Genomic DNA, 19,354 nt, shown 5'->3' on the forward strand with positions numbered 1-19,354 from the left:
GCGTCAGTCCTCGCGCGGAAAGCGTGCCACGCGCTCAAGCCGCTCGCCCTCACGCTCGATCTGCAGTGGCAGCCACATGCCCGGTGGAGTCGCTTGCACCACGCGTTGCAGATCGCCAGCGGCGCGGATGGTCTGTTCGCCTGCCCGCAAAACACGATCTCCAGCCTCCAGGCCGGCCTCCTCACCGACTGACCCCTCCTGCACACGCAGGATGCGAATCCCCGGCGCGTCATCGGACTCCAGGTGCACGCCCAGCATCAAACTCGAGCGTTCAAAACGCTCGTCGTGTGGCACACCGAAGACGGCGTGCGCAAGCGCCGGATCGCTGTTCGCACAACCGCCGGGCTCGCGCGGCAACAAGACCGCGGCCTCGGTTACGCCCAGATCGGCAAGTTGATGCGGCACCCCATAGCCGTATTCCAGGTGCCCGGAGCCAATGATCGCGGCCACCAGTGGCGGCGTATCGCCGCCCGCCTTGATGCGCGCCGCAATCCCACCAGCCATCATCCGATCCCACGCCAACTGCGTCGCGATAAACCGTTCCGGATCCGGTCCCATGCCCGCTGGGTGACGTTCCAGCACGGCTTCCAGATAGTCACGGTAGCCCTGACTCGCCGCGGCCGGGGCCGACACCCCGTCGCGCGTATCGGCATCCACGGTATCCCAGCCCTCGTGACCCAGACGCTGGATATACTCCCGCTCCAAGTTCAGCGCCAGCAGCGGCACGTCGTGGACCCGGGAAAAGTGCAGGATCGGCCAGTACAACTCCGGGTCGAAACCCCAGTGCTCGTACCAACCGCTCTTCTCCAGGAATGCCTCCGGGTCCAGCTCGCCCGCGACCCAGGCATCCAGCGCCGGCTGCCTGGAGCGGGGCAGCATTTCCAGCCCGATCACCATGTCCGGGCGCTGACCATGCAGCGCAGAAAGCGTGCCCAACTGCCAGCGATGATGATCCATCCGGTCGTGGCGCTCGCCCAGCAACACCACCTCGCGGGTGGCAAGGTCGGCATACAGCTCGGCGGCATCCAGCGGCTCGCCCGCCGGCGTGGACCACGCCCCCGGAGCCGGACAATCACTGCCCGCCTTCACGGTACCCGCCAACAAGGTCGCCAGCAGGCCAACCGCGCCCACCCATGTCCCCACCCGAAAATCCGCCTGCATGCAGTACTCCTCGTTGCGAACCCACTACGCGCGGGACCATTTTCCAACGCCCACTCTTCCACGAACCCGGAGATCGGGTCCCGGCACGGCCAAACTATCCAGAAGACCCTGCGGCGCCTCCAGCGTTCCCCCGAGAGCTCCGCTCGGTTAGCCTGAAAGGATGAGCACACCCCCGCAAAACCCACGCCACCTGGCCTGGCTGGATCAGACCATCGGTGTCCTGCGGTCCCTGATCATCTATCGCCGCCCCGGACGCCAGCGCGGACTCCAGCATATGTATGCCCCGTTTATTCAGTCCGGGGATCTGGTGTTCGACATCGGAGCCCATGTCGGCGACCGTACCCGCGCCTTTGCCGATCTTGGCGCGCGTGTGGTCGCCCTGGAACCGCAACCGCAGCTCCTGCCCTGGCTGCGCCGCGCGGTGCGCGGGCGCCCGGGCATCTCGATTCGACGCGAGGTGGCCGGGCCACGCCCAGGTACCGCACAGCTGCAGGTCAGCCGACGTCACCCGACCGTCTCCTCCGCCTCGCGTTCCTGGGTGCGATCACTGCGCACCCGCAACCGCAGCTTTGAACACGTACGCTGGGACGAAGAGATCGCGGTGCCCATGGTCACCCTCGACCAGCTCATCGCCGAATACGGGCCTCCAGCCTTCTGCAAGATCGATGTGGAGGGCATGGAGGCCGAGGTTCTGCGCGGCCTGAGCTACCCCATCTCCGCCCTGTCCTTCGAGTTCGTGGCCGGCGCGCTGGACGTCACCCGCGACTGCCTCGACCAGCTGGCGGAACTGGGCACGTACGAATACAACCTGATCCGCGGCGAACGCCGCCAGTATCAATTCGCCGACTGGCAATCCGCCGCAGCGATCCTTGCCTGGCTGGAGCGACACGGCGAAAACCTGGGTTCGGGCGACCTGTACGCCCGCCGACACGCCGTTTGATGGGGTCGCCTTGACGGGACCGGTGCGAGCGGCAAGGCTGAGCCTATGAACGCCGACAACCTCCCCTGGTGGCAACACCACACGAGCGACGGGATCGCCGCGCTCGCCGCGCGCGATGCGGTCGCGATCCTGCCCCTGTCGGCCATCGAACAACACGGTCCCCACCTGCCGCTGGATACCGACTACCGCATCGGGCTGGGCCTGCTGCAGGCCGCCTGCGAGACCATACAGGAGGACCTTCCGCTCGCGGTCCTGCCGCCGGTGGCAATCGCCACCAGTACCGAACATACCGGCTTCCCCGGCACCCTGAGCCTGCAGCCCGAAACCGCATTGGCCACCCTGCGCGACATCGGCGACAGCGTGTCCCGCAGCGGCCTGCGGCGCCTGCTGCTCGTCAACAGTCATGGCGGCAATACCGCGATCTGCGACCTCGCTGCCCTGGAGTTGCGCCGCGCCCACGGCATGCTTGTGGTCAAGCATCACTATTTCACCCAGCCCCCGCCAGACGCATCCCGCATCGCGCCCGACGAGCTTCGCCACGGCCTGCACGGTGGCTTGCTCGAGACCGCGATGATGCGGTTCCTCGCTCCGGAGCACGTGCGCATGGAAGCGGCCCTGGACGCGCCTTCACTGGGCGCGGAGCTCGCAGAAAAACTGGAAGTGCTGGAACCCGAAGGGCGCACGGCCTTCGCCTGGATGGCGGGCGACCTCCACCCGTCCGGTGTCGTCGGGGATGCCCGCGGCGCAACCGCCGAACTGGGACAGCAATTGGTGGAACACTACGCCGGCACGCTGGCCGCCACGATCCGCGACGCGGTCCAGTTCGACCTGACGCGCCTCGCCCCCTGACAGAGACGTAGAGTCGCGCGTCAGCCGCGCTCGGCCTCCGAAGCCAGCAGCTCCTGGAGCCAGTGGCCGCCACGGTCGGCTTTGGTGCTGAGGTAGCGCAGGTTGTGCGGATTCAGCTTGCCATGCACCGGCTCGCGTGCCACCACGTCGATGCCACCGGCACGCAGGGCATCCATTTTTCCGGGATTGTTGGTCAATAGCCGCACGCTGTCGATGCCGAGGAACTCCAGCATCTCCACCGCCGCGTCGTAGCGCCGGCCATCGGCCTCGAAACCCAGCTGGCAATCGGAATCGATGGTATCCAGTCCGGCCGTCTGCATGGTATAGGCGCGCAACTTGTTGGCGAGTCCAATACCACGACCCTCCTGCGCCAGATACAACAGGACGCCGCCGCCCGAGTCATTGATGGTCTTCACGCCCAGGCGCAGCTGATCACCGCAGTCGCAGCGGAGGCTGCCGAACAGATCCCCGGTCAGACAGGCAGAGTGCAGCCGGACCGGTACCGCATCCGGCCAGTCACGGGGCTCCCCTATCAGTACCGCGACGTGCTCCAGGATCCCGTTGCCCTCGCGGAACAGCATGAACCGGGTCACCGGCGCGTCCGCCAGCGGCACCGGGGCCTCACTGACATAGGCCAGTTCCAGGCGCGGGTGCTTGGCCACCGCGCGCGCCTCCTGCTCGTCGACGTCGAGGAACATGCCATCCGCCAGCGCCGCGCGAATGGCCTCCGGCACCGGCTCGGGGACCGGCGCGGCCACCACCGCCGGCAACAGACGCCCCGCACGCACAAGCTCCAGGGCCGCGACCTCTGCGGGAAGCGCACGAACCACCGTGGGCTGCCCAATCGCGGCGTACGGATGGGTCGTCTCGTTCGAGGCTTCCGGGGCGCTGGCCAGTGTAAACAGGGCCTCAGGATCGGTGTTCGGAGCGAATTCCAGGGCCACACCTTCCCAGCCTTCCTGCAGCGGCTGGGACCAGCCCATTGCAGAGGCGCGGTGCGCGGTTAGAATCAGTCGAGGCGCGGACCCGGTCATGTGGGTCAGGCGATCCAGCAACACAGGGGTCAGCCCCTCGACGGCCGCAACGAGTACACTCGACTGCGAACCACTCACCAGGACCGGATGGCCCCGGCGAAGATCAAAGATCCCGCGATCGGCGTTGTGCATCGGGTGCTTCCATACGGAGTTTTGTTTATGACCAGCCCGCAAACCGCGAATTCCCCGGATGCGGTTCCCGGCTTGGCCAGGCAGGTCGAAGACGGCGTTAGCCTACCCCAACTCGCTACTTGCGGTCCCGTAACCCCGAGGATTGCGGCATGACGGCCTATCCGGTAACCGAGGAGCAGGCCTGGCGCTGGCTGCTCGCGCAGCGGGCCGATCCCGGGTGCTGCCCCCTGCCCGGCCCCCTGGCACCGGGTGCCCACGAGTTGCTGGATCTCTACGGCCCGATCGTCGAGGCCCCCAGCATCACCGTGGCCCAGCTCGGCCAGAGCCTGGACGGGCGCATTGCCACCGCGAGCGGCAAGTCGCACTACGTCACCGGCCCCGAGGACATCGAGCGCCTGCATCGCCTGCGGGCCCTGGTCGATGCCGTGATCGTCGGCGCCGGCACGGTCGTAGCCGACGACCCTCGCCTGACCGTGCGCAAGACCGAGGGCCCCAACCCGGTCCGCGTGATCCTGGACCCCGATGGCCGCATTCCCGCTGATGCCCATGTCTTTCGCAATGCCGAGGTCCGGACCATTGTCCTGCACGCGGCCGGGTATGGACCCTGCGGCCTGCCCGAGCATGTCGAATGCCTGGAGATGCCCACCGGGGCCGACGACCGCTTCGACCCCGCCAGGATCCGCGGCCAACTCGCGGAGATGGGCCTGCATCGCCTGCTGGTCGAAGGCGGCGGCCAGACGGTCTCGCGCTTTCTCGAGGCCGACACCCTGGACCGGCTGCACCTGACCATCGCGCCCATGCTGATCGGCTCCGGGCGCCCGGGTGTGACGCTGCCGGAGATCGATTCTCTGGATCAGGCGTTGCGCCCGCCTTGCCGTATCTTCCGACTGGGCGGCGACACCCTGTTCGACCTGGACCTGCGCAGCAAGCCCTGACCCGACCCAGATTCGTTCGCCGCCATCGCGTCACGCGCGATGGCGCGGTGCCTCAAACCAGGTTGTCGCGGATCGCGCGGGAGACCGCGTCCAGCTCCGCCGGGACCTTGGCTGGCTGAATCACGCTCTGGGCGATGGCCGTATCCGGGTCCTTCAGGCCGTTGCCCGTAAGGGTGCACACCACGGTGGAGCCTTCCTGGATCTTGCCCTCGCGGATGTCGCGTAGCGCACCCGCCAGCGACGCGGCAGAAGCCGGTTCACAGAACACGCCTTCCTTTTCCGCCAGCAGCTTCTGCGCAGCCAGAATCTCGTCGTCCTGGCACTCGTCGAACCAGCCACCGGATTCCTCGCGGACCTTCCAGGCCATGTCCCAGGACTGCGGATGGCCGATGCGGATCGCGGTCGCCACGGTGTCCGGGTTATCGACCATCGCCCCACGCATGAACGGTGCGGATCCCGCCGCCTGATAGCCGACCATGTGCGGACGGTTACCCACCATGCCGCCACCGGCGTACTTGCAGTGGCCCTTGCAATAGGAACAGGCGTCGGTCACGTCGTCGCTGCTCTTGGCCGCCATCTCGCTATACCCGATCCAGTGCGCGGTGATGTTCCCCGCGTTGCCCACCGGCAGACAGTGGTAGTCCGGGGCGCGGCCCAGCTCCTCGACGATCTCGAAGGCAGCCGTCTTCTGGCCCTGCAGGCGATACGGGTTCACCGAGTTCACCAGCGTCACCGGCGTATTGGAGGCAACCTCCTTGACCAGCCGCATGCCGTCATCGAAGTTGCCCTCGATCTGGATCACCGTGGCGCCGTGCATCATCGCCTGGGCGAGCTTGCCCAGGGCGATCTTGCCGTCCGGGATCACCACGAACGCGGTAATGCCGGCGCGCGCCGCATACGCGGCGGCGGCCGCCGAGGTGTTGCCGGTGGATGCGCAAACAATCGCGCGCGAACCCTCCTCGATGGCCTTGGTCACGGCCATGGTCATACCGCGATCCTTGAACGAGCCGGTCGGGTTCAGCCCCTCGAACTTGACGTAGATCTCGACCTCGCGCGTGAGCGCGCGCGGGATGTTGTTCAGGCGGATCAACGGCGTGTTGCCCTCGCCCAGCGAGATGATGCGCGTGTCGTCGTGTACCGGCAGGCGGTCACGGTAGCGCTCGATCAGTCCGGTATAGCGATGTCCAAAGGCCATAGTGTTCTCTTCGTCGTTGCGAAAGGGATAGAGCGCCGACTAGCGCGCCAGTCCTTCCATGCGGATACGGGTAATCGGGGTCAACAGGTGATCCAGGGCCTCGATCGCGGCAATTGCCTCGTTCATCGCGCCCTCGCGAACCTTGTGTGTCAGCATGATGATCGTGGCCTCGCCGCGCTCCGGGTCCGGCTCGCGCTGCAGGATCGCCTCGATGCTGATGCCGTGCTCGCCCAGAATACGGGTAATGTCGGCCAGAACGCCGGGCCGGTCCTGGGTGCGCAGGCGCAGGTAGAAGGAGGTCTCCACCTCGGCAAGGTCCAGCACCGGCTTGTCCGACAGGGCATCCGGCTGGAACGCCAGATGCGGCACGCGGTTCTCCGGATCGGTGGTCAGGGCACGCACCACGTCGACCAGATCGGCCACCACTGCGGAGGCGGTCGCCTCGGCCCCGGCCCCGGCGCCGTAATAAAGCGTCGGGCCGACGGCGTCGGCATTCACCAGCACGGCGTTCATCACGCCGTCGACGTTCGCGATCAGCCGGCGCTCCGGGATCAGCGTCGGGTGCACCCGCAGCTCGTAGCCCTTCGGCGTCCGCCGGGCAATGCCCAGGTGCTTGATGCGATAACCGAGTTCAGCGGCGAAGCCGACATCCTCGCGGGTGATATCGCTGATCCCCTCCACCGCGACACGGTCGAACTGGAGCGGGATGCCGAAGGCGATCGAGGCCAGGATCGCCAGTTTGTGCGCGGCGTCGATCCCCTCCACGTCAAAGGTCGGATCGGCCTCGGCATAGCCCAGTGCCTGGGCCTCGGCCAGCACGTCCTCGAAGTCGCGACCCTTGTCGCGCATCTCGCTGAGGATGAAGTTTCCGGTACCGTTGATGATCCCGGCCAGCCACTCGATCTGGTTGCCGGCGAGACCCTCGCGGATCGCCTTGATGATCGGGATGCCACCGGCGACTGCCGCCTCGAAGGCCACCATCACGCCCTTCTCCTGGGCGCGCTCGAAGATCGCGTTGCCATGCAGCGCGATCAGGGCCTTGTTGGCAGTGACCACGTGCTTGCCCGCGTCAATCGCGGCCAGTACCAGGCTCAGGGCGAGATCCGTCCCGCCCATCAGTTCGACGACAACCTCGACCTCCGGATCGTTGACGACCTCGGCCGGATCGGTGGTCAGGCGGATCTGCGAGCAATCGCATTCGCGCTCGCGCTGGATGTCGCGCGCGGCGGCCGCCACGACCTGAATGTCGCGACCCGCGCGGCGAGCAATCTCGGTGCCGTTGCGCGCGAGCACGTTGATCGTCCCGCAGCCGACAGTTCCCAGTCCCAGAATTCCGATCTTTACCGGCGTCATAGCCTTGCTGTCCTTGACGTCGGGCACCAGCGGCGCCCCGTGTTCATTGCGTTGAGGGTCTGCGGCGGTCGAACTAGCTGCCCGAACCCGGATTTTCCTCGGAGGCGTCGGCCAGGATCGAGTCCGCGCGGAACATCGCCTTGATCCCGCGCAGGGCCTGGCGCGTACGCTGCTCGTTCTCGATCAGGCTGAAGCGCACGTGGTCGTCTCCGTAGTTGCCGAAACCCACCCCCGGCGAGACCGCCACCTTGGCGTCGCTCAGCATCTTCTTGGCGAACTCCAGCGAGCCCATCTCGCGGTAGGGCTCGGGGATCGGCGCCCAGACGAACATGGTCGCCTTCGGCTTCTCGACCTGCCAGCCGAGCTTGTTCAGCCCCTCGCAGAGGACATCACGGCGCACACGGTAGAGCTCGCGAATCTCCTCCACGCAGTCCTGCGGGCCCTCCAGCGCCGCAATCGCGGCGACCTGGATGGGGGTGAAGGTGCCGTAGTCGAGGTACGACTTGATGCGCGCCAGGGCCGCGACCAGGGTCGCGTTGCCGCACATGAAGCCGACGCGCCAGCCCGGCATGTTGTAGGTCTTGGACAGGGTGTAGAACTCCACCGCAATGTCCTTCGCCCCCGGCACCTCGAAGATCGAAGGCGCCTTGTAGCCGTCAAAACTAATCTCGGCATAGGCCAGGTCGTGCACGATCCAGATGCCATGTTCCTTGCAGATCGCCACGACCCGCTCGAAGAACTCCCGATCCACGCACTGGGTGGTCGGATTCGCCGGGAAGTTGAGGATCAGCATCTTCGGCTTTGGCCAGGAGTCCTGGATCGCCCGCTCCAGCTCGGCGAAGAAGTCGACATCCGGCGTCAACGGCACATGGCGCACATCCGCGCCGGCAATCACACAACCATAGGGATGAATCGGATAGGCCGGATTCGGCACCAGCACCGCATCGCCCGGCCCCAGGGTCGCCAGCGCAAGGTGCGCCAGGCCTTCCTTGGAACCGATGGTCACGATCGCCTCGGTCTCCGGGTCCAGATCGACGTCGAACCGGGTCTTGTACCAGCGCGTGATCGCCCGCCGCAGCCGCGGGATGCCCTTGGACACGGAATAGCGGTGGGTATCGCCGCGCTGCGCCGCCTCGCACAGCTTGTCCACGATGTGCTGCGGCGTCGGCTGATCCGGGTTGCCCATGCCGAAGTCGATGATGTCCTCGCCGCGGGCGCGGGCCTCGGCCTTCAACTGGTTCACGATGTTGAAGACGTAGGGCGGGAGGCGCTCGATACGGGGAAAGACGTCGGTCACGGATTCTGGGTCCTGGTTGGGGCCTTGGGGATCGCTTTGCAGGGCCAAAACGGCCCCTCCGGATGCCGCACCGGAAAGCGCGCCAAAGTATAACCCGGGCCCTCGGCTGTCAACGAACCGAGGCTCGGACACCCCGCCGGACGGGGATGGAATCTTGAGCCTGTCGCGGGCTCGGAGTAGCGTAAGGGAATGCTGTTTTCCGAAGTCACCAGCGAAGACTCCTACATCGTGACCGGCTACGAGTCGGGGCGCGTCGGAATCAACCAGATTGCGCACAGCCGCAGCCTGATCGTGCGCCCGCACGAACTGCGCACCGACTGGCCAGTCGACTCGGTCGAACAACTGGGCGTGGATCACCTGCAAGCAATACTGGACGCGCCGCCCGAGGTCCTGCTAATCGGCACCGGTACGGTCCAGCAATTCCCGGACCGCGCGGTATGGCGTCATCTACGCTCGCAGGGTCTGGGGGTGGAGATCATGGACACCGCGGCTGCCTGCCGCACGTACAACCTGATCATGGCCGAGGGCCGCGACGTCGCCGCTGCCCTGATCATTAACGGATAAGCGACACGTCATCCTCTAGCAAAGTGGAGGGCTCGGGCGCTTTCCGGCAACCCGCTCAGGAACTCGGCAGGACCTCGTCGCCCTTCATTCCACGCGACTCCAGCAGCTTCCGCAGCCGCTTCAGCGCATCCATCTGAATCTGCCGCACCCGCTCCCGGGTCACGCCGATCTCCGCCCCTACCTGCTCCAGGGTCGAGCGCTCGAAACCGTGCAGCCCGAACCGGCGCACCAGCACCTCGCGCTGTTTGTGGTCCAGTTCTTCCAGCCAGGCATCCACCAGATGATGAAGATCCTGATCCTCCAGCAAAGTGGAGGGCTCGGGCGCATTCACGTCTGCAAGGATATCGGCCAGCGAGCGATCGCCGTCCGGGCCCGACGGCAGATCCATCGAGGTGGAGGGTTCGGACATCGCGCGTAGCTTCTGGATCTCCGCCACCGGCCTTCCCAGGCGCTCCGCCAGCTCTTCCTCCGTGGGGTCGCGGCCCAGTTCCTGCGTCAGGTTGCGCGCAATCCGTGCGTGCATGCGCAACTCCTTGCTCACATGCACCGGAATGCGGATGGTCCGCCCCTGATTCATCAGGGCCCGTTCGATGGTCTGGCGGATCCACCAGGTGGCGTAGGTGGAAAAACGAAAGCCGCGCTCCGGGTCGAATTTTTCCACCGAGTGCATGAGGCCGAGATTGCCCTCCTCGATCAGGTCAAGCAGTGGCAGACCCCGGTTCAGGTAGCGACGGGCGATTTTGACCACCAACCGAAGATTGCACTCGATCATGCGCCGGCGGCCACTCTCATCTCCCTCGCGCGCCAGACGCGCGTACTTGCGCTCTTCCTCGGGAGTCAGCAGCGGGCGGTATTCGATATCGCGCAGATAGATCTGGATCGCATCCAGTTCCGCGGGACGGGCGTCGCGCAGGGTTTTCGGCCGTACCGGAGCGCCTTCTTCCGGTTTCAAGCCGGCGGTGACTTCGGGTACCACCGCCTCCGAGACGTCTTCCGGATCCTCGGATTCCTCGATCTTTTCGACCGGATGGGCCAGATCCTCGGGCACCTGGACCGCCTCCTCCGGATCCGGATCGTGGGTCAGGTTGTCGTTGTGCAGTTCCGGAGCGGCCGGTTGCCGGGTCTTGGCCATGTAGTGTCCTGCTCTCGATCGAGTCAGCGGTCCGGGAGGTATCGCGCCGGGTCTACCGGCGTCCCGTCCACCCGGATCTCGAAGTGCAACATCGGGCGCTCGGCCCCCGATGACCCCAGACGCGCGATGGTGTCGCCCGCCTGCACCTGGTCACCCTCGCTCACCAGCAATTCATCGTTGTGCCCGTAGGCACTGAGGAACCGCGCGTCGTGCTTGAGGATGATCAATCGACCATACCCCACCAGGCCGCCACCTGCATAGACCACTTCCCCGGCCCGCGTTGCCTGTACGTGATCCCCCCGTTCGCCGCCGATCGCAAGCCCTCGGCGCGTGCCGCTGCTGGAGAATCCGCGCAACACCTCGCCCGCCGCCGGCCATTGCCAGCCCCCCGGATCGGAGGGCGGCGGACTCGAAGTCGACGAGCTTGAGGTAGAGCCGGACGAGGTCCCGCCCCCGCTGTCGCGGCCAGAAGCACCCGAGGATGGTTGCCGCGTGCGCGGCGCTGAAGAGGCCTGTGGCGCACTGGGCGGCGACGAGCGCGCCGCACCTCGCAGCCGCAGGCGCTGACCGGGATGGATGACATAAGGGGCACCGATGGCATTGCGCCGGGCCAGATCGCGCCATTCCAAGCCGTAGCGCTGGGCAATGCGATACAGCGTCTCGTTGCGTTGCACCACGTGGGTGTCCGGCATTGAGGCCCCGCTGGGCGCACGCGCCGCACAACCGGCCAGGACACTCGCAACCAGGACCAGCACCAACCCCGTCACCAATCCCTGAACCATGCGCCGGCGCATGTCAGTCCATTACCAGATAGATCGCCATGGCCACGGCCAGCAGGATAATGGCCGCCCAGCCCAGACGCTCCATATACGGTCGCAGATGGCGCTCCGCACGCGGCCCGGCCCAGGCCATGAACAACGCGACCAGGAAGAAACGCAGCCCGCGCCCCACCAGCGACGCGATCAAGAACGGCAACAGGGCCATAGAAAGCGCCCCGGCGGTCACGGTGAACAGCTTGTAGGGGATCGGTGAAAAGCCGGCGACCAGGACGACCCAGACTCCCCAAGTGTCAAACCAGGCCTCGGCCTGGCTTAACTCCTCGCCGTACCCGACCTGATGCAGCCAGGGCCCGATCCACTCGAACGCCAGCCACCCGATCAGGTACCCGAGCAAACCGCCAAGCGCGGAAAACAGGGTGGTCAGCGCGGCCAGCCGCCAGGCGGAACGCGGCTGCGCCGCCGCCATCGGCGCAAGCATCACGTCCGGGGGGATTGGAAAGAACGAAGACTCGGCGAACGAGAGCCCAGCCAGGTAACGCGGCGCATGACGATGGCGGGACCAGGCCATCACCCGGTCGTAGAGCGGCTCGAAGAGCTTCATCGATGCCGTACCACCGCGACCAGTTCAGCCACAAATGCCTCGACCTGCACGGTCCGCCGTCATTGCTCGGCCCCCGGAAGCATCGGCACGAACATCACCGCATCCAGGATATCGCGCACATAGGCCTCTTCCGTCCGGGTATAGCGCACCAGCTGCTGACGCCCGTCCGGGCCTTCCACGGGCGCGACCAGGCGCCCGCCCAGCGCCAGTTGGGTCAGCAACGCCTCGGGCACCTCCTTCGGCGCCGCGGTCAGGATGATGCCGTCGAACGGCGCCTTGTCCGGCCAGCCGTCGGCCCCGTCACCGTGCCGAAGATTGACATTATTGATGCCCAGACGACTCAACAGTTCGCGGGCGTTCCGGCTGAGCGCCTGAATGCGCTCCACCGAGAACACCCGATCCACGATCTGCGCCAGGACCGCCGCCTGATAGCCGGAGCCAGTCCCGATCTCCAGGACCGTCCGGGGGCGCTCGCCCTCGAGCAGTGCCTCGGTCATGCGCGCGACGATAAAGGGCTGGGAGATGGTCTGGCGATGTCCGATCGGCAACGCCGTGTTTTCGTAGGCGCGATGGCTGAGCGCCTCCTCGACAAACAGGTGGCGGGGAATCGAACGGATCGCCTCCAGTACTCGCGGGTCGCGGATGCCCTGCCCTTCCAGCAACCGCACCAGTCGGTCACGGGCACGCTGCGAGGTCAGACCGGCGCCGGTGGCGTCAGGAACCATGTCCCGCCTCCGGGAGCGAGTCGTCCAGCCAGCGTCCCACCGTGTCGATGGCGTCAAAGCGCGTGAGGTCCACCTGGATCGGCGTCACCGAGACGTAGCCCTCGCGCACCGCGTGGAAGTCGGTACCCGGGCCGGCGTCCTGTTCCGATCCGGCCGGCCCGACCCAGTAGATCGGGCGCCCGCGGGGGTCCTCGTCCGCGATCATCGGCTCCGCCCGATGGCGATGCCCCAGGCGCGTGGCCTGCACACCACGGATCTCCGAGCGCGGCAGATCGGGGACATTCACATTCAGGATGGTGGCCGCCGGCAGCGGCACTCGGTTGATGCGGTCCAGCAATTCGACCACTACGCTTGCCGCAGCGTCGTAGTGCTGCAGATCCGGGCCCACCAGCGATACCGCAATCGACGGGAGCCCCAGAAAGCGTCCTTCCATCGCAGCTGCCACCGTGCCGGAATACAGCACGTCGTCGCCCATGTTCGCGCCGGCATTGATGCCGGAGATGACCACATCCGGCTCCTGCTGCAACAATCCGGTGATCGCTAGGTGTACGCAGTCCGTCGGGGTCCCATCGACCTGTACATCACCGCTCTGGAGGTGACGCGCCCGCAGCGGCCGCACCAGCGTCAGGCTGTTGCTGGCACCGCTGCGATCCCGGTCCGGGGCCACCACGTGCACCTCGGCAATCCGCCGCAGATGCGTCGCCAGGCACTGGATGCCCGGGGCGTGAATTCCATCGTCGTTGCTAACCAGAATGCGCATGCAGGAACAGGGCCGTTGGGAGGGCACTCAATATACTGGAAACCGTCCAGGGAGACGCTCTCGAATCGACTCGATCGCGCCCGCCCCCCGAAAAGTGCGAGTATCCTGCCATGAACTCCGGGGATGATCCCAACGATTTCGACGAATTCCTGCAGGCCGTTGGCAACGTGCGACGGCTGCACAGTGATCAGGCCGATGTCCGACCCCCGCCTCCCGCAGCCCGGGCACGCCAGCGAGAGGCCGACGAGACGCGCGCCCACGCCGACTGGCTGAGCGATCCGCTTAACGCCGCCGACCTGCAGCCGGGCGATGAACTCCGCTTTGCCCGCCCCGGCATCAGCCCGCGCGTATTTCGCAAGCTGCGGGGCGGACACTACCGCGTACAGGACGAGATCGACCTGCACGGCCTGTTCGCCGCCGAGGCGCGCCGCGCGATCGGCCTGTTCCTTGATGATGCCCGCCGGGGCGGCGCCCTGTGCGTACGGATCGTGCACGGCAAGGGCCTGCGTTCACGCCAAAAAGGCCCGGTACTCAAGGGGCTGACCGACCACTGGCTGCGCCAGCGCGACGATGTCCTTGCGTTCTGCTCCGCGCGGCCGACCGACGGCGGCACCGGTGCCGTCTATGTCCTCCTCAAGCGGCCCCGTGGCTCGGATCCCGGGCGCTGAAAGCCACATCCAGAGACCATCTTCAACACAACAAACGGCGCGCTCACATGCGCCATTCGATATATTCGCATTTTGCGATTTGGATGCTTAGACTGGCTCCAGACGCGCAAGGCGGAACCGGGAATCCTGACCTGGATTCATCTATCATCTGGTGAAGATCGTCCTTGCGCTTTATCCACGATCGGTCCATTCTTTGTATAGGTCTTGTACAAACACAGGACGCAACGGACTCTGCACTGCGAGGTATTTGCCATGAAGAACTGGAAGCTTGCCCCCCTGGCCCTCGGCCTGATCGCCTTCTCTGCCGCCAGCGGCCAAGCGGGCGCAGACAGCATGCCGCAGCTCTCTCAGGACGACCTGCAAGAGCGCATCGCTGCCAATCGTGACGCCATTCAGAAATTTGCCAGCACCCTCCAGGGCGAACTGATGTCCGCGATGGAGTCCGGCGGCCCCACCGAGGCGATCCAGGTGTGCAACGAGCGCGCCCCCGCAATTGCGCGTGACATCTCGGCGGAAACCGGCATCGAGATCGGCAGAACCAGCCTGAAGCTGCGCAACCAGGACAACGCCCCCGACCGCTGGGAACGCCTGACCCTGCAGGGTTTCGAGGCCCAGCATGCGGCTGGCACTCCAGCCACGGATCTGCCGCCGCGCTTTGGCGTGGTCGAATCCGATGATGGTGACCCGAAATTCCGCTTCATGGCGGCCATCCCGACCGGCGGCGCCTGCCTGACCTGCCACGGCTCCGACGTCAGTGGCGACGTCAAGCACGCGCTGGAACGTCTCTACCCCGACGACCAGGCGACCGGCTTCCGCGAGGGTGACGTGCGCGGTGCCTTCACCGTGACCCAGGAAATGTAGGCATTCCGGGACCATCGGGCCCGAGTCCCGGGCCCATCGGAAGAGGCCGCCTCCGGGCGGCCTTTTTTGTGGCCGGGACGATCCCGGGGCGCCCACCACAGCCTCCATCCTTGAGCACAACCGCACCGGAACGTGCTATTTTCGTGCCATGAAAGCCGAGAGGGGCGCCAGCAAAACGCCCCTCCGCGCGCACGACCCCCAGACCCGACCGAAACGCCATATATGACGCGAACCATAGATGCCGAACTGCTTGCCCTCGCCGTGGATGCCTCCAATGACGGCATCGTCATCGCCGAGCGCGAGGGCGACGACAATATCCTGATCTACGTGAATCGTGCCTTCGAGGAACTGACCGGCTATCGCTCCGAGGAGATCCTCTACCGCGACTGCCGCTTCCTGCAGGGGGAGGATACCGACCAGGGCGTGCGCCAGGAGATTCGTGCGGCCATCGACGAAAACCGGCCCTGCCGTGTGACCCTGCGCAACTACCGCAAGGACGGCAGCCTGTTCTGGAACGAGCTGTCGCTGACCCCGGTGTTCAACGACGAAGACCGACTCACCTACTACATCGGTATCCAGAAAGACATCACCGACCGCGTGGAAGCCGAGCAGCGCGCCGAACGCGCCGAACGCAAGCTCAGGAACTCCGCCTGACGCGGACTCAGGCGCGATCCGCTGCCCGCGGGACGCAGATCGCCTCAAGCACACCGGTCGCATACTCCCCGGCCCCCAGCTCCAGCGTCAGCCACAGGTCATGCCCCTCCCAGCGCCACTCCACGGCGCCTGGCACCATGCGCAGCGCGCGCCGCGCCGCCTTCACGTCCGCCTTCTCCAGTCCTTCCGCCAACGCCGGCTCGCCAGCGGCCATCGCCGTCTCCAGTGCCTCAACCTCGCCTTCCGTCTGCATCCCACCCTTGCCCCACAGCGGCCCCGTCGGATGGAGATCCAGCCGGGCAGCGCGCGCCTCCAGCTCGGCATCCACCTCCGCCACCGGAAACACGCTGCCCGAGCCTTCGAGATTGGCCACGTCGCCCGGCAGCAACCGGTCCCAGTCGCCGCGGCGGACCCGCTCGGCCAGTACCGCGTTGAAGATCGCGGAACGGGCGGCCGACAAGAGCAGACTGCGCTGGTTGCGGCTGCGCGGCGCGCGACCGCCTCCCAGCCAGGCCCGCGCCTTGGCCAGGTTGTCGCGGCCAAAGCGTTGCGCCCCGAAGTAGTTGGGAAGCCCCCCGCTACGGATTGCCTCGAGGATCTGTTCTGCGGCCGCGCGATCGCCCTGCACATCACCCAGACGGATCTCGAAGCGATTGCCCGCCAGGTGCCCAGTACGCAGCTTGCGCGCATGGCGGGCGATCTGCAGCACCCGCATCCGGCCCGCCTCCTCCCCGCCTTCCTGGGCGGCATTCCAGGCCTCGGCCCGGGCCGTCCAATCCGGCTCGGACTCCGGCGGGCATTGCACGCTGAACCACTGGCGCGTCACCGCCTGGCGGTCCTTGCGCCCGGCGTAGCTGACCTTGCCTCGGCCTGCGCCCGACTCGCGCGCCAGCCAGACCGCCACGTCCTCGCTGTTCAGCAGGCGCTTCTCGATCTCCAGCCAGACATGTTCCCCCTCGCCTTCGGGCGTCGTTGCCGGCAATTCCTCAACCCGGAAATCTTCCGGGCACGCCTTGATCATCGCGGTCAGTGGCGGGCGCCAGGGGTAGGGTGTCGCGTTCATCTCGGGCTCCTGACTCATCGCGGGGATGCCGGCCGGGCAACATCGTCGCGCACATAGACCGGCTGCGCGTCTTCAGGCGCCACCGCCTCGCCGCGCTCCCAGGCATCCACTGCCAGCAGCGCAACCTCTTGCGCGTCGGGCAAAGCGTCGGCGTCCACCGCCTCGCTCGCCAGCCCCTGCGCGGCGGCCAAATCGGGGAAGGTGACGAATGCCGACCCCAGCCCATAGCGCTCGCCCACCGGCCAGGCCACGACCAGGCTCTCCGGTGCGGCCACCTGCTCCGGCCCAATGCCCACGCGCTCGCCCTGAACTGGACAAAGGCTCCAGTACACCTCCCCCATGCGTGCATCCAGCGCCGCAAGCACGGCCGCCGGCCGGCGATCGTCGCGCAGCGCCTGTTGGGCCAGCGCCTGCAACGTGGAGACGGGAACCACCGGGCGGTCCAGGGCGAAGGCAATCCCTTGCGCCACGCCCAGCCCCAGGCGTACACCGGTAAACGCACCCGGCCCCCGTCCGACGGCCACGCCATCCAGACTGCTGCGCGGCACGTCCGCCTCGCGCAGCAATTGCTCGATCTGCCCCAGGATCAGCTCGCCATGCCGGCGCGCCGCGCGCTCGCGCACACAATGGATCTCGCCATCAAGATAAAGGGCTGCCGAACACTGTTCGGAAGCGGTCTCCAGTGCGATCAAGCGCATGTGTTGCGTCCCCGGGCATGCGCGAGAAAACGCAGCGCGGCGGCCGGCTCCCGCGTACGGTGAAACGCCGGCAGGCTGGCCAGAAAGCGCCGGCCGTAGGATTTTCCGGTTAGCCGCGGATCACACAAGGCGAGGATACCCGCATCGTCGGCGTCCCGAATCAGCCGCCCCGCGCCCTGTTTCAGCGCCAGCACGGCCTGCGGCAGGGTGAATTCCATGAACGGGAAACGCCCCTCCGCCTCCAGCGCGGACGCGCGGGCCTGCAGCACCGGGTCATTCGGCGCGGCAAACGGCAAACGATCAATGATCACCACCGACAGTGCCTCGCCGCGGATGTCGACGCCTTCCCAGAAACTGTGCGCCCCCAGCAGCCACGCATTGCCCGACTCTCGAAAACGCGCCAGCAGGTCGCCCCGCGGCTGCTCGCCCTGCACCAGCAGTTCGCGATCCGCCGGCAACTCCGCACGCAGGATCGCCGCCGCTTCCTGCAATGCGCGATGGCTGGTAAACAGGAAGAATCCGCCGCCCGGGTTGTCACGCAGCAGCGGCCAGGCCCAGGCGATGCAGGCGCGGGTATAGCCCGGGTCGTTCGGATTGGGCAGCGGGGGCTGTGGGTGGACCAGGCAGGCCTGATTGGGGAAATCGAACGGGCTGTCCAGGCGTTCGCTTGCAACATCGGCCGGCAGGCCGAGTCGGCGCGCCGCATGGCCGAAGTCCTCGCCCACCGCCAGGGTGGCCGAGGTAAAAATCCACGCCGCCGGCCGCGCGGCGCGCCGCTGTGCCAGCGGCCGTGCCGCATCCAGCGGTGTCCGGTGCAAGATCAGGCTCTGACTGAAACGCTCCGCCCAGGCCACCGTGTCCGGGGTCTCCTCGCGCCAGTCGCGCAGGCGTTCCAGCAACAGGGCGCTGCGCCCGCGCAGCTGCTCCAGGCCTGGTGCCCGTGCGGCCGCGGCCTCCAGCGCGTCGCCGACAAAACCGAGATTCGTATCCAGCCGATCCAGCAACGGATCGAGCTCGCCGCCGGGACTGACCGTATCCCAGCTGGAGCGGCCCTCCCAGGTGCGCGAGGCATCCAGCAGCTCGGCCACACTCGCCTCCAGCTCCGCGATGCGCTGGCGGATATCCAGCATCTCCGGGGCATGCTGTTCCTGCTCGCGCCGGGTGTCCCGTGCCAGTTCGCGCAACGCGCGCGTGCCGACCGCAATGCCAAAAAACGACCCGGCGATATCCGGCAGCTGATGAGCCTCGTCGACAATCACCGCGTCGACCTCCGGCAGGAGTTCGCCGAAGCCCTCTTCTTTCAGGGCCATATCCGCGAGCAACAGGTGATGATTGACCACCACCACGTCGGCCTCCTGTGCGCGCTTGCGGGCCTGCACCACGAAGCAGTCGTTGTAGCTCGGGCATTCCCCTCCCAGGCAGTTGTCCACGGTCGAGGTGACCTGCGGCCACAACCTGGAGTCCTCCGCGAGGATCCCGGCCTGCCCCAGGTCGCCGGTAGGGCTTGTACGCGCAAACCGCTGCAGGGCCTCGATGACCGGCAACTGCTCGCGGCGCACGGGGCTGCCGGTCGCACCCCCGGCCTCGGCCGCGGCCAGTTCCAGGCGGTAGTGGCACAGATAGTTGGCGCGGCCCTTCAGCAGCGCAGCCCGCGGGCGGTATCCCAGGGCCTCGCAGACCACCGGCAGGTCGCGATCGAAGAGCTGATCCTGCAGGGTCTTGGTTCCGGTGGAGATCAGGGCACGCCGGCGCGACTGCAGGATCGGCACGAGATATGCGAAGGTCTTGCCGACCCCGGTCGCCGCCTCGACCAGCAGAGCGGTGGGCGCAGTCGCCAGCGCCTCTTCGACCGCCACGGCCATGCGTTGCTGTGGCTCGCGCGGACGGAAGCCTGCGACCGCAGTGGCCAGGTCCCCGCCCGGGCTCAGGGCCCGTACCGCCGCCGACTCCACC

The 19,354-nt window shown here is 67.0% G+C and carries 20 protein-coding genes; 7 read left to right on the top strand and 13 right to left on the bottom strand.

What is annotated here, in order from left to right; all coding sequences use genetic code 11:
- Positions 1 to 3 precede the first annotated feature (3 nt).
- Positions 4 to 1,161 carry a ChaN family lipoprotein gene (locus tag D575_RS0110120; RefSeq protein ID WP_018145805.1) on the bottom strand — a complete coding sequence of 386 codons (1,158 nt, stop codon included), beginning with the start codon at positions 1,159 to 1,161 and terminating at the stop codon, positions 4 to 6.
- Between the two features lie 160 nt (positions 1,162 to 1,321).
- Between D575_RS0110120 and D575_RS0110125 the strand changes: the two genes are divergently transcribed.
- Together D575_RS0110125 and D575_RS0110130 are read left to right on the top strand one after the other, a co-directional pair.
- The gene (locus D575_RS0110125) at positions 1,322 to 2,101 is read left to right on the top strand and encodes an FkbM family methyltransferase (protein ID WP_018145806.1); all 780 of its coding nucleotides are present in this window, start codon (positions 1,322 to 1,324) and stop codon (positions 2,099 to 2,101) included.
- A 45-nt stretch (positions 2,102 to 2,146) separates the two neighbouring features.
- Positions 2,147 to 2,950 (top strand): creatininase family protein, encoded by an 804-nt coding sequence (locus D575_RS0110130; RefSeq protein WP_018145807.1) that lies wholly within the window; start codon positions 2,147 to 2,149, stop codon positions 2,948 to 2,950.
- 20 nt (positions 2,951 to 2,970) lie between these two features.
- On the opposite strand, the gene ribA is transcribed toward D575_RS0110130, so the two are convergent.
- Entirely contained in the window at positions 2,971 to 4,116 is a 1,146-nt protein-coding gene (ribA, locus tag D575_RS0110135) for a GTP cyclohydrolase II RibA (protein WP_018145808.1), read from the bottom strand.
- 149 nt (positions 4,117 to 4,265) lie between these two features.
- On the opposite strand from ribA, the gene D575_RS0110140 reads away from it, so the two are divergent.
- A complete protein-coding gene (locus D575_RS0110140) occupies positions 4,266 to 5,051 on the top strand; it encodes a RibD family protein (protein ID WP_018145809.1) in 786 nt (261 codons plus the stop codon).
- 52 nt (positions 5,052 to 5,103) lie between these two features.
- Here D575_RS0110140 and thrC read toward each other — a convergent pair whose 3' ends face one another.
- The 3 genes from thrC to alaC form a co-directional block, all read right to left on the bottom strand.
- Entirely contained in the window at positions 5,104 to 6,246 is a 1,143-nt protein-coding gene (gene thrC, locus D575_RS0110145; protein WP_018145810.1) for a threonine synthase, read from the bottom strand.
- A 39-nt stretch (positions 6,247 to 6,285) separates the two neighbouring features.
- Positions 6,286 to 7,599: a homoserine dehydrogenase gene (locus D575_RS0110150; protein WP_018145811.1), complete on the bottom strand. Its 1,314-nt coding sequence runs from the start codon at positions 7,597 to 7,599 to the stop codon at positions 6,286 to 6,288.
- A 73-nt stretch (positions 7,600 to 7,672) separates the two neighbouring features.
- On the bottom strand, positions 7,673 to 8,896 hold the full coding sequence (gene alaC / locus D575_RS0110155; RefSeq protein ID WP_018937712.1) for an alanine transaminase: 1,224 nt from the start codon (positions 8,894 to 8,896) through the stop codon (positions 7,673 to 7,675).
- 189 nt (positions 8,897 to 9,085) lie between these two features.
- Here alaC and D575_RS0110160 point away from each other — a divergent pair, with 189 nt between their 5' ends.
- Positions 9,086 to 9,460 carry an Mth938-like domain-containing protein gene (locus D575_RS0110160; protein ID WP_018145813.1) on the top strand — a complete coding sequence of 125 codons (375 nt, stop codon included), beginning with the start codon at positions 9,086 to 9,088 and terminating at the stop codon, positions 9,458 to 9,460.
- Between the two features lie 55 nt (positions 9,461 to 9,515).
- Here the strand turns inward: D575_RS0110160 and rpoS are convergent, their stop codons facing one another.
- From rpoS to surE, 5 genes are read right to left on the bottom strand one after another with little or no spacing between them, the layout of a single operon-like run.
- On the bottom strand, positions 9,516 to 10,592 hold the full coding sequence (gene rpoS / locus D575_RS0110165; RefSeq protein WP_018145814.1) for an RNA polymerase sigma factor RpoS: 1,077 nt from the start codon (positions 10,590 to 10,592) through the stop codon (positions 9,516 to 9,518).
- 23 nt (positions 10,593 to 10,615) lie between these two features.
- Positions 10,616 to 11,386, bottom strand: a complete 771-nt coding sequence (locus tag D575_RS0110170) for a peptidoglycan DD-metalloendopeptidase family protein (RefSeq protein WP_018145815.1) — start codon at positions 11,384 to 11,386, stop codon at positions 10,616 to 10,618.
- 1 nt (position 11,387) lies between these two features.
- Positions 11,388 to 11,972 (bottom strand): YqaA family protein, encoded by a 585-nt coding sequence (locus tag D575_RS0110175; protein ID WP_018145816.1) that lies wholly within the window; start codon positions 11,970 to 11,972, stop codon positions 11,388 to 11,390.
- A 59-nt stretch (positions 11,973 to 12,031) separates the two neighbouring features.
- On the bottom strand, positions 12,032 to 12,697 hold the full coding sequence (locus D575_RS0110180) for a protein-L-isoaspartate(D-aspartate) O-methyltransferase (RefSeq protein ID WP_018145817.1): 666 nt from the start codon (positions 12,695 to 12,697) through the stop codon (positions 12,032 to 12,034).
- A complete protein-coding gene (gene surE, locus D575_RS0110185) occupies positions 12,687 to 13,457 on the bottom strand; it encodes a 5'/3'-nucleotidase SurE (protein ID WP_018145818.1) in 771 nt (256 codons plus the stop codon). Before surE ends, D575_RS0110180 begins: the two co-directional genes overlap by 11 nt.
- Before the next feature lie 110 nt (positions 13,458 to 13,567).
- Here surE and D575_RS0110190 point away from each other — a divergent pair, with 110 nt between their 5' ends.
- The 3 genes from D575_RS0110190 (at position 13,568) to D575_RS0110200 (ending at position 15,640) form a co-directional block, all read left to right on the top strand.
- The gene (locus tag D575_RS0110190) at positions 13,568 to 14,125 is read left to right on the top strand and encodes a Smr/MutS family protein (RefSeq protein ID WP_018145819.1); all 558 of its coding nucleotides are present in this window, start codon (positions 13,568 to 13,570) and stop codon (positions 14,123 to 14,125) included.
- Between the two features lie 252 nt (positions 14,126 to 14,377).
- Positions 14,378 to 14,986 carry a DUF3365 domain-containing protein gene (locus tag D575_RS0110195; protein WP_018145820.1) on the top strand — a complete coding sequence of 203 codons (609 nt, stop codon included), beginning with the start codon at positions 14,378 to 14,380 and terminating at the stop codon, positions 14,984 to 14,986.
- Between the two features lie 222 nt (positions 14,987 to 15,208).
- The gene (locus D575_RS0110200; protein WP_018145821.1) at positions 15,209 to 15,640 is read left to right on the top strand and encodes a PAS sensor domain-containing protein; all 432 of its coding nucleotides are present in this window, start codon (positions 15,209 to 15,211) and stop codon (positions 15,638 to 15,640) included.
- Positions 15,641 to 15,647: 7 nt separating this feature from the next.
- Here the strand turns inward: D575_RS0110200 and truD are convergent, their stop codons facing one another.
- The 3 genes from truD to D575_RS0110215 are packed head-to-tail and all read right to left on the bottom strand — an operon-like array spanning position 15,648 to position 19,353.
- Positions 15,648 to 16,703 carry a tRNA pseudouridine(13) synthase TruD gene (gene truD, locus D575_RS0110205; protein ID WP_018145822.1) on the bottom strand — a complete coding sequence of 352 codons (1,056 nt, stop codon included), beginning with the start codon at positions 16,701 to 16,703 and terminating at the stop codon, positions 15,648 to 15,650.
- Positions 16,704 to 16,717: 14 nt separating this feature from the next.
- Positions 16,718 to 17,401, bottom strand: a complete 684-nt coding sequence (gene tsaB, locus D575_RS0110210; protein ID WP_018145823.1) for a tRNA (adenosine(37)-N6)-threonylcarbamoyltransferase complex dimerization subunit type 1 TsaB — start codon at positions 17,399 to 17,401, stop codon at positions 16,718 to 16,720.
- On the bottom strand, positions 17,392 to 19,353 hold the full coding sequence (locus tag D575_RS0110215; protein WP_018145824.1) for an ATP-dependent DNA helicase: 1,962 nt from the start codon (positions 19,351 to 19,353) through the stop codon (positions 17,392 to 17,394). Before D575_RS0110215 ends, tsaB begins: the two co-directional genes overlap by 10 nt.
- Position 19,354: the final 1 nt, after the last annotated feature.

Origin of the sequence: Thioalkalivibrio sp. AKL6 (assembly GCF_000376905.1) — a bacterium.
In the GTDB taxonomy this organism is placed as follows: Bacteria; Pseudomonadota; Gammaproteobacteria; order Ectothiorhodospirales; family Ectothiorhodospiraceae; genus Thioalkalivibrio; species Thioalkalivibrio versutus.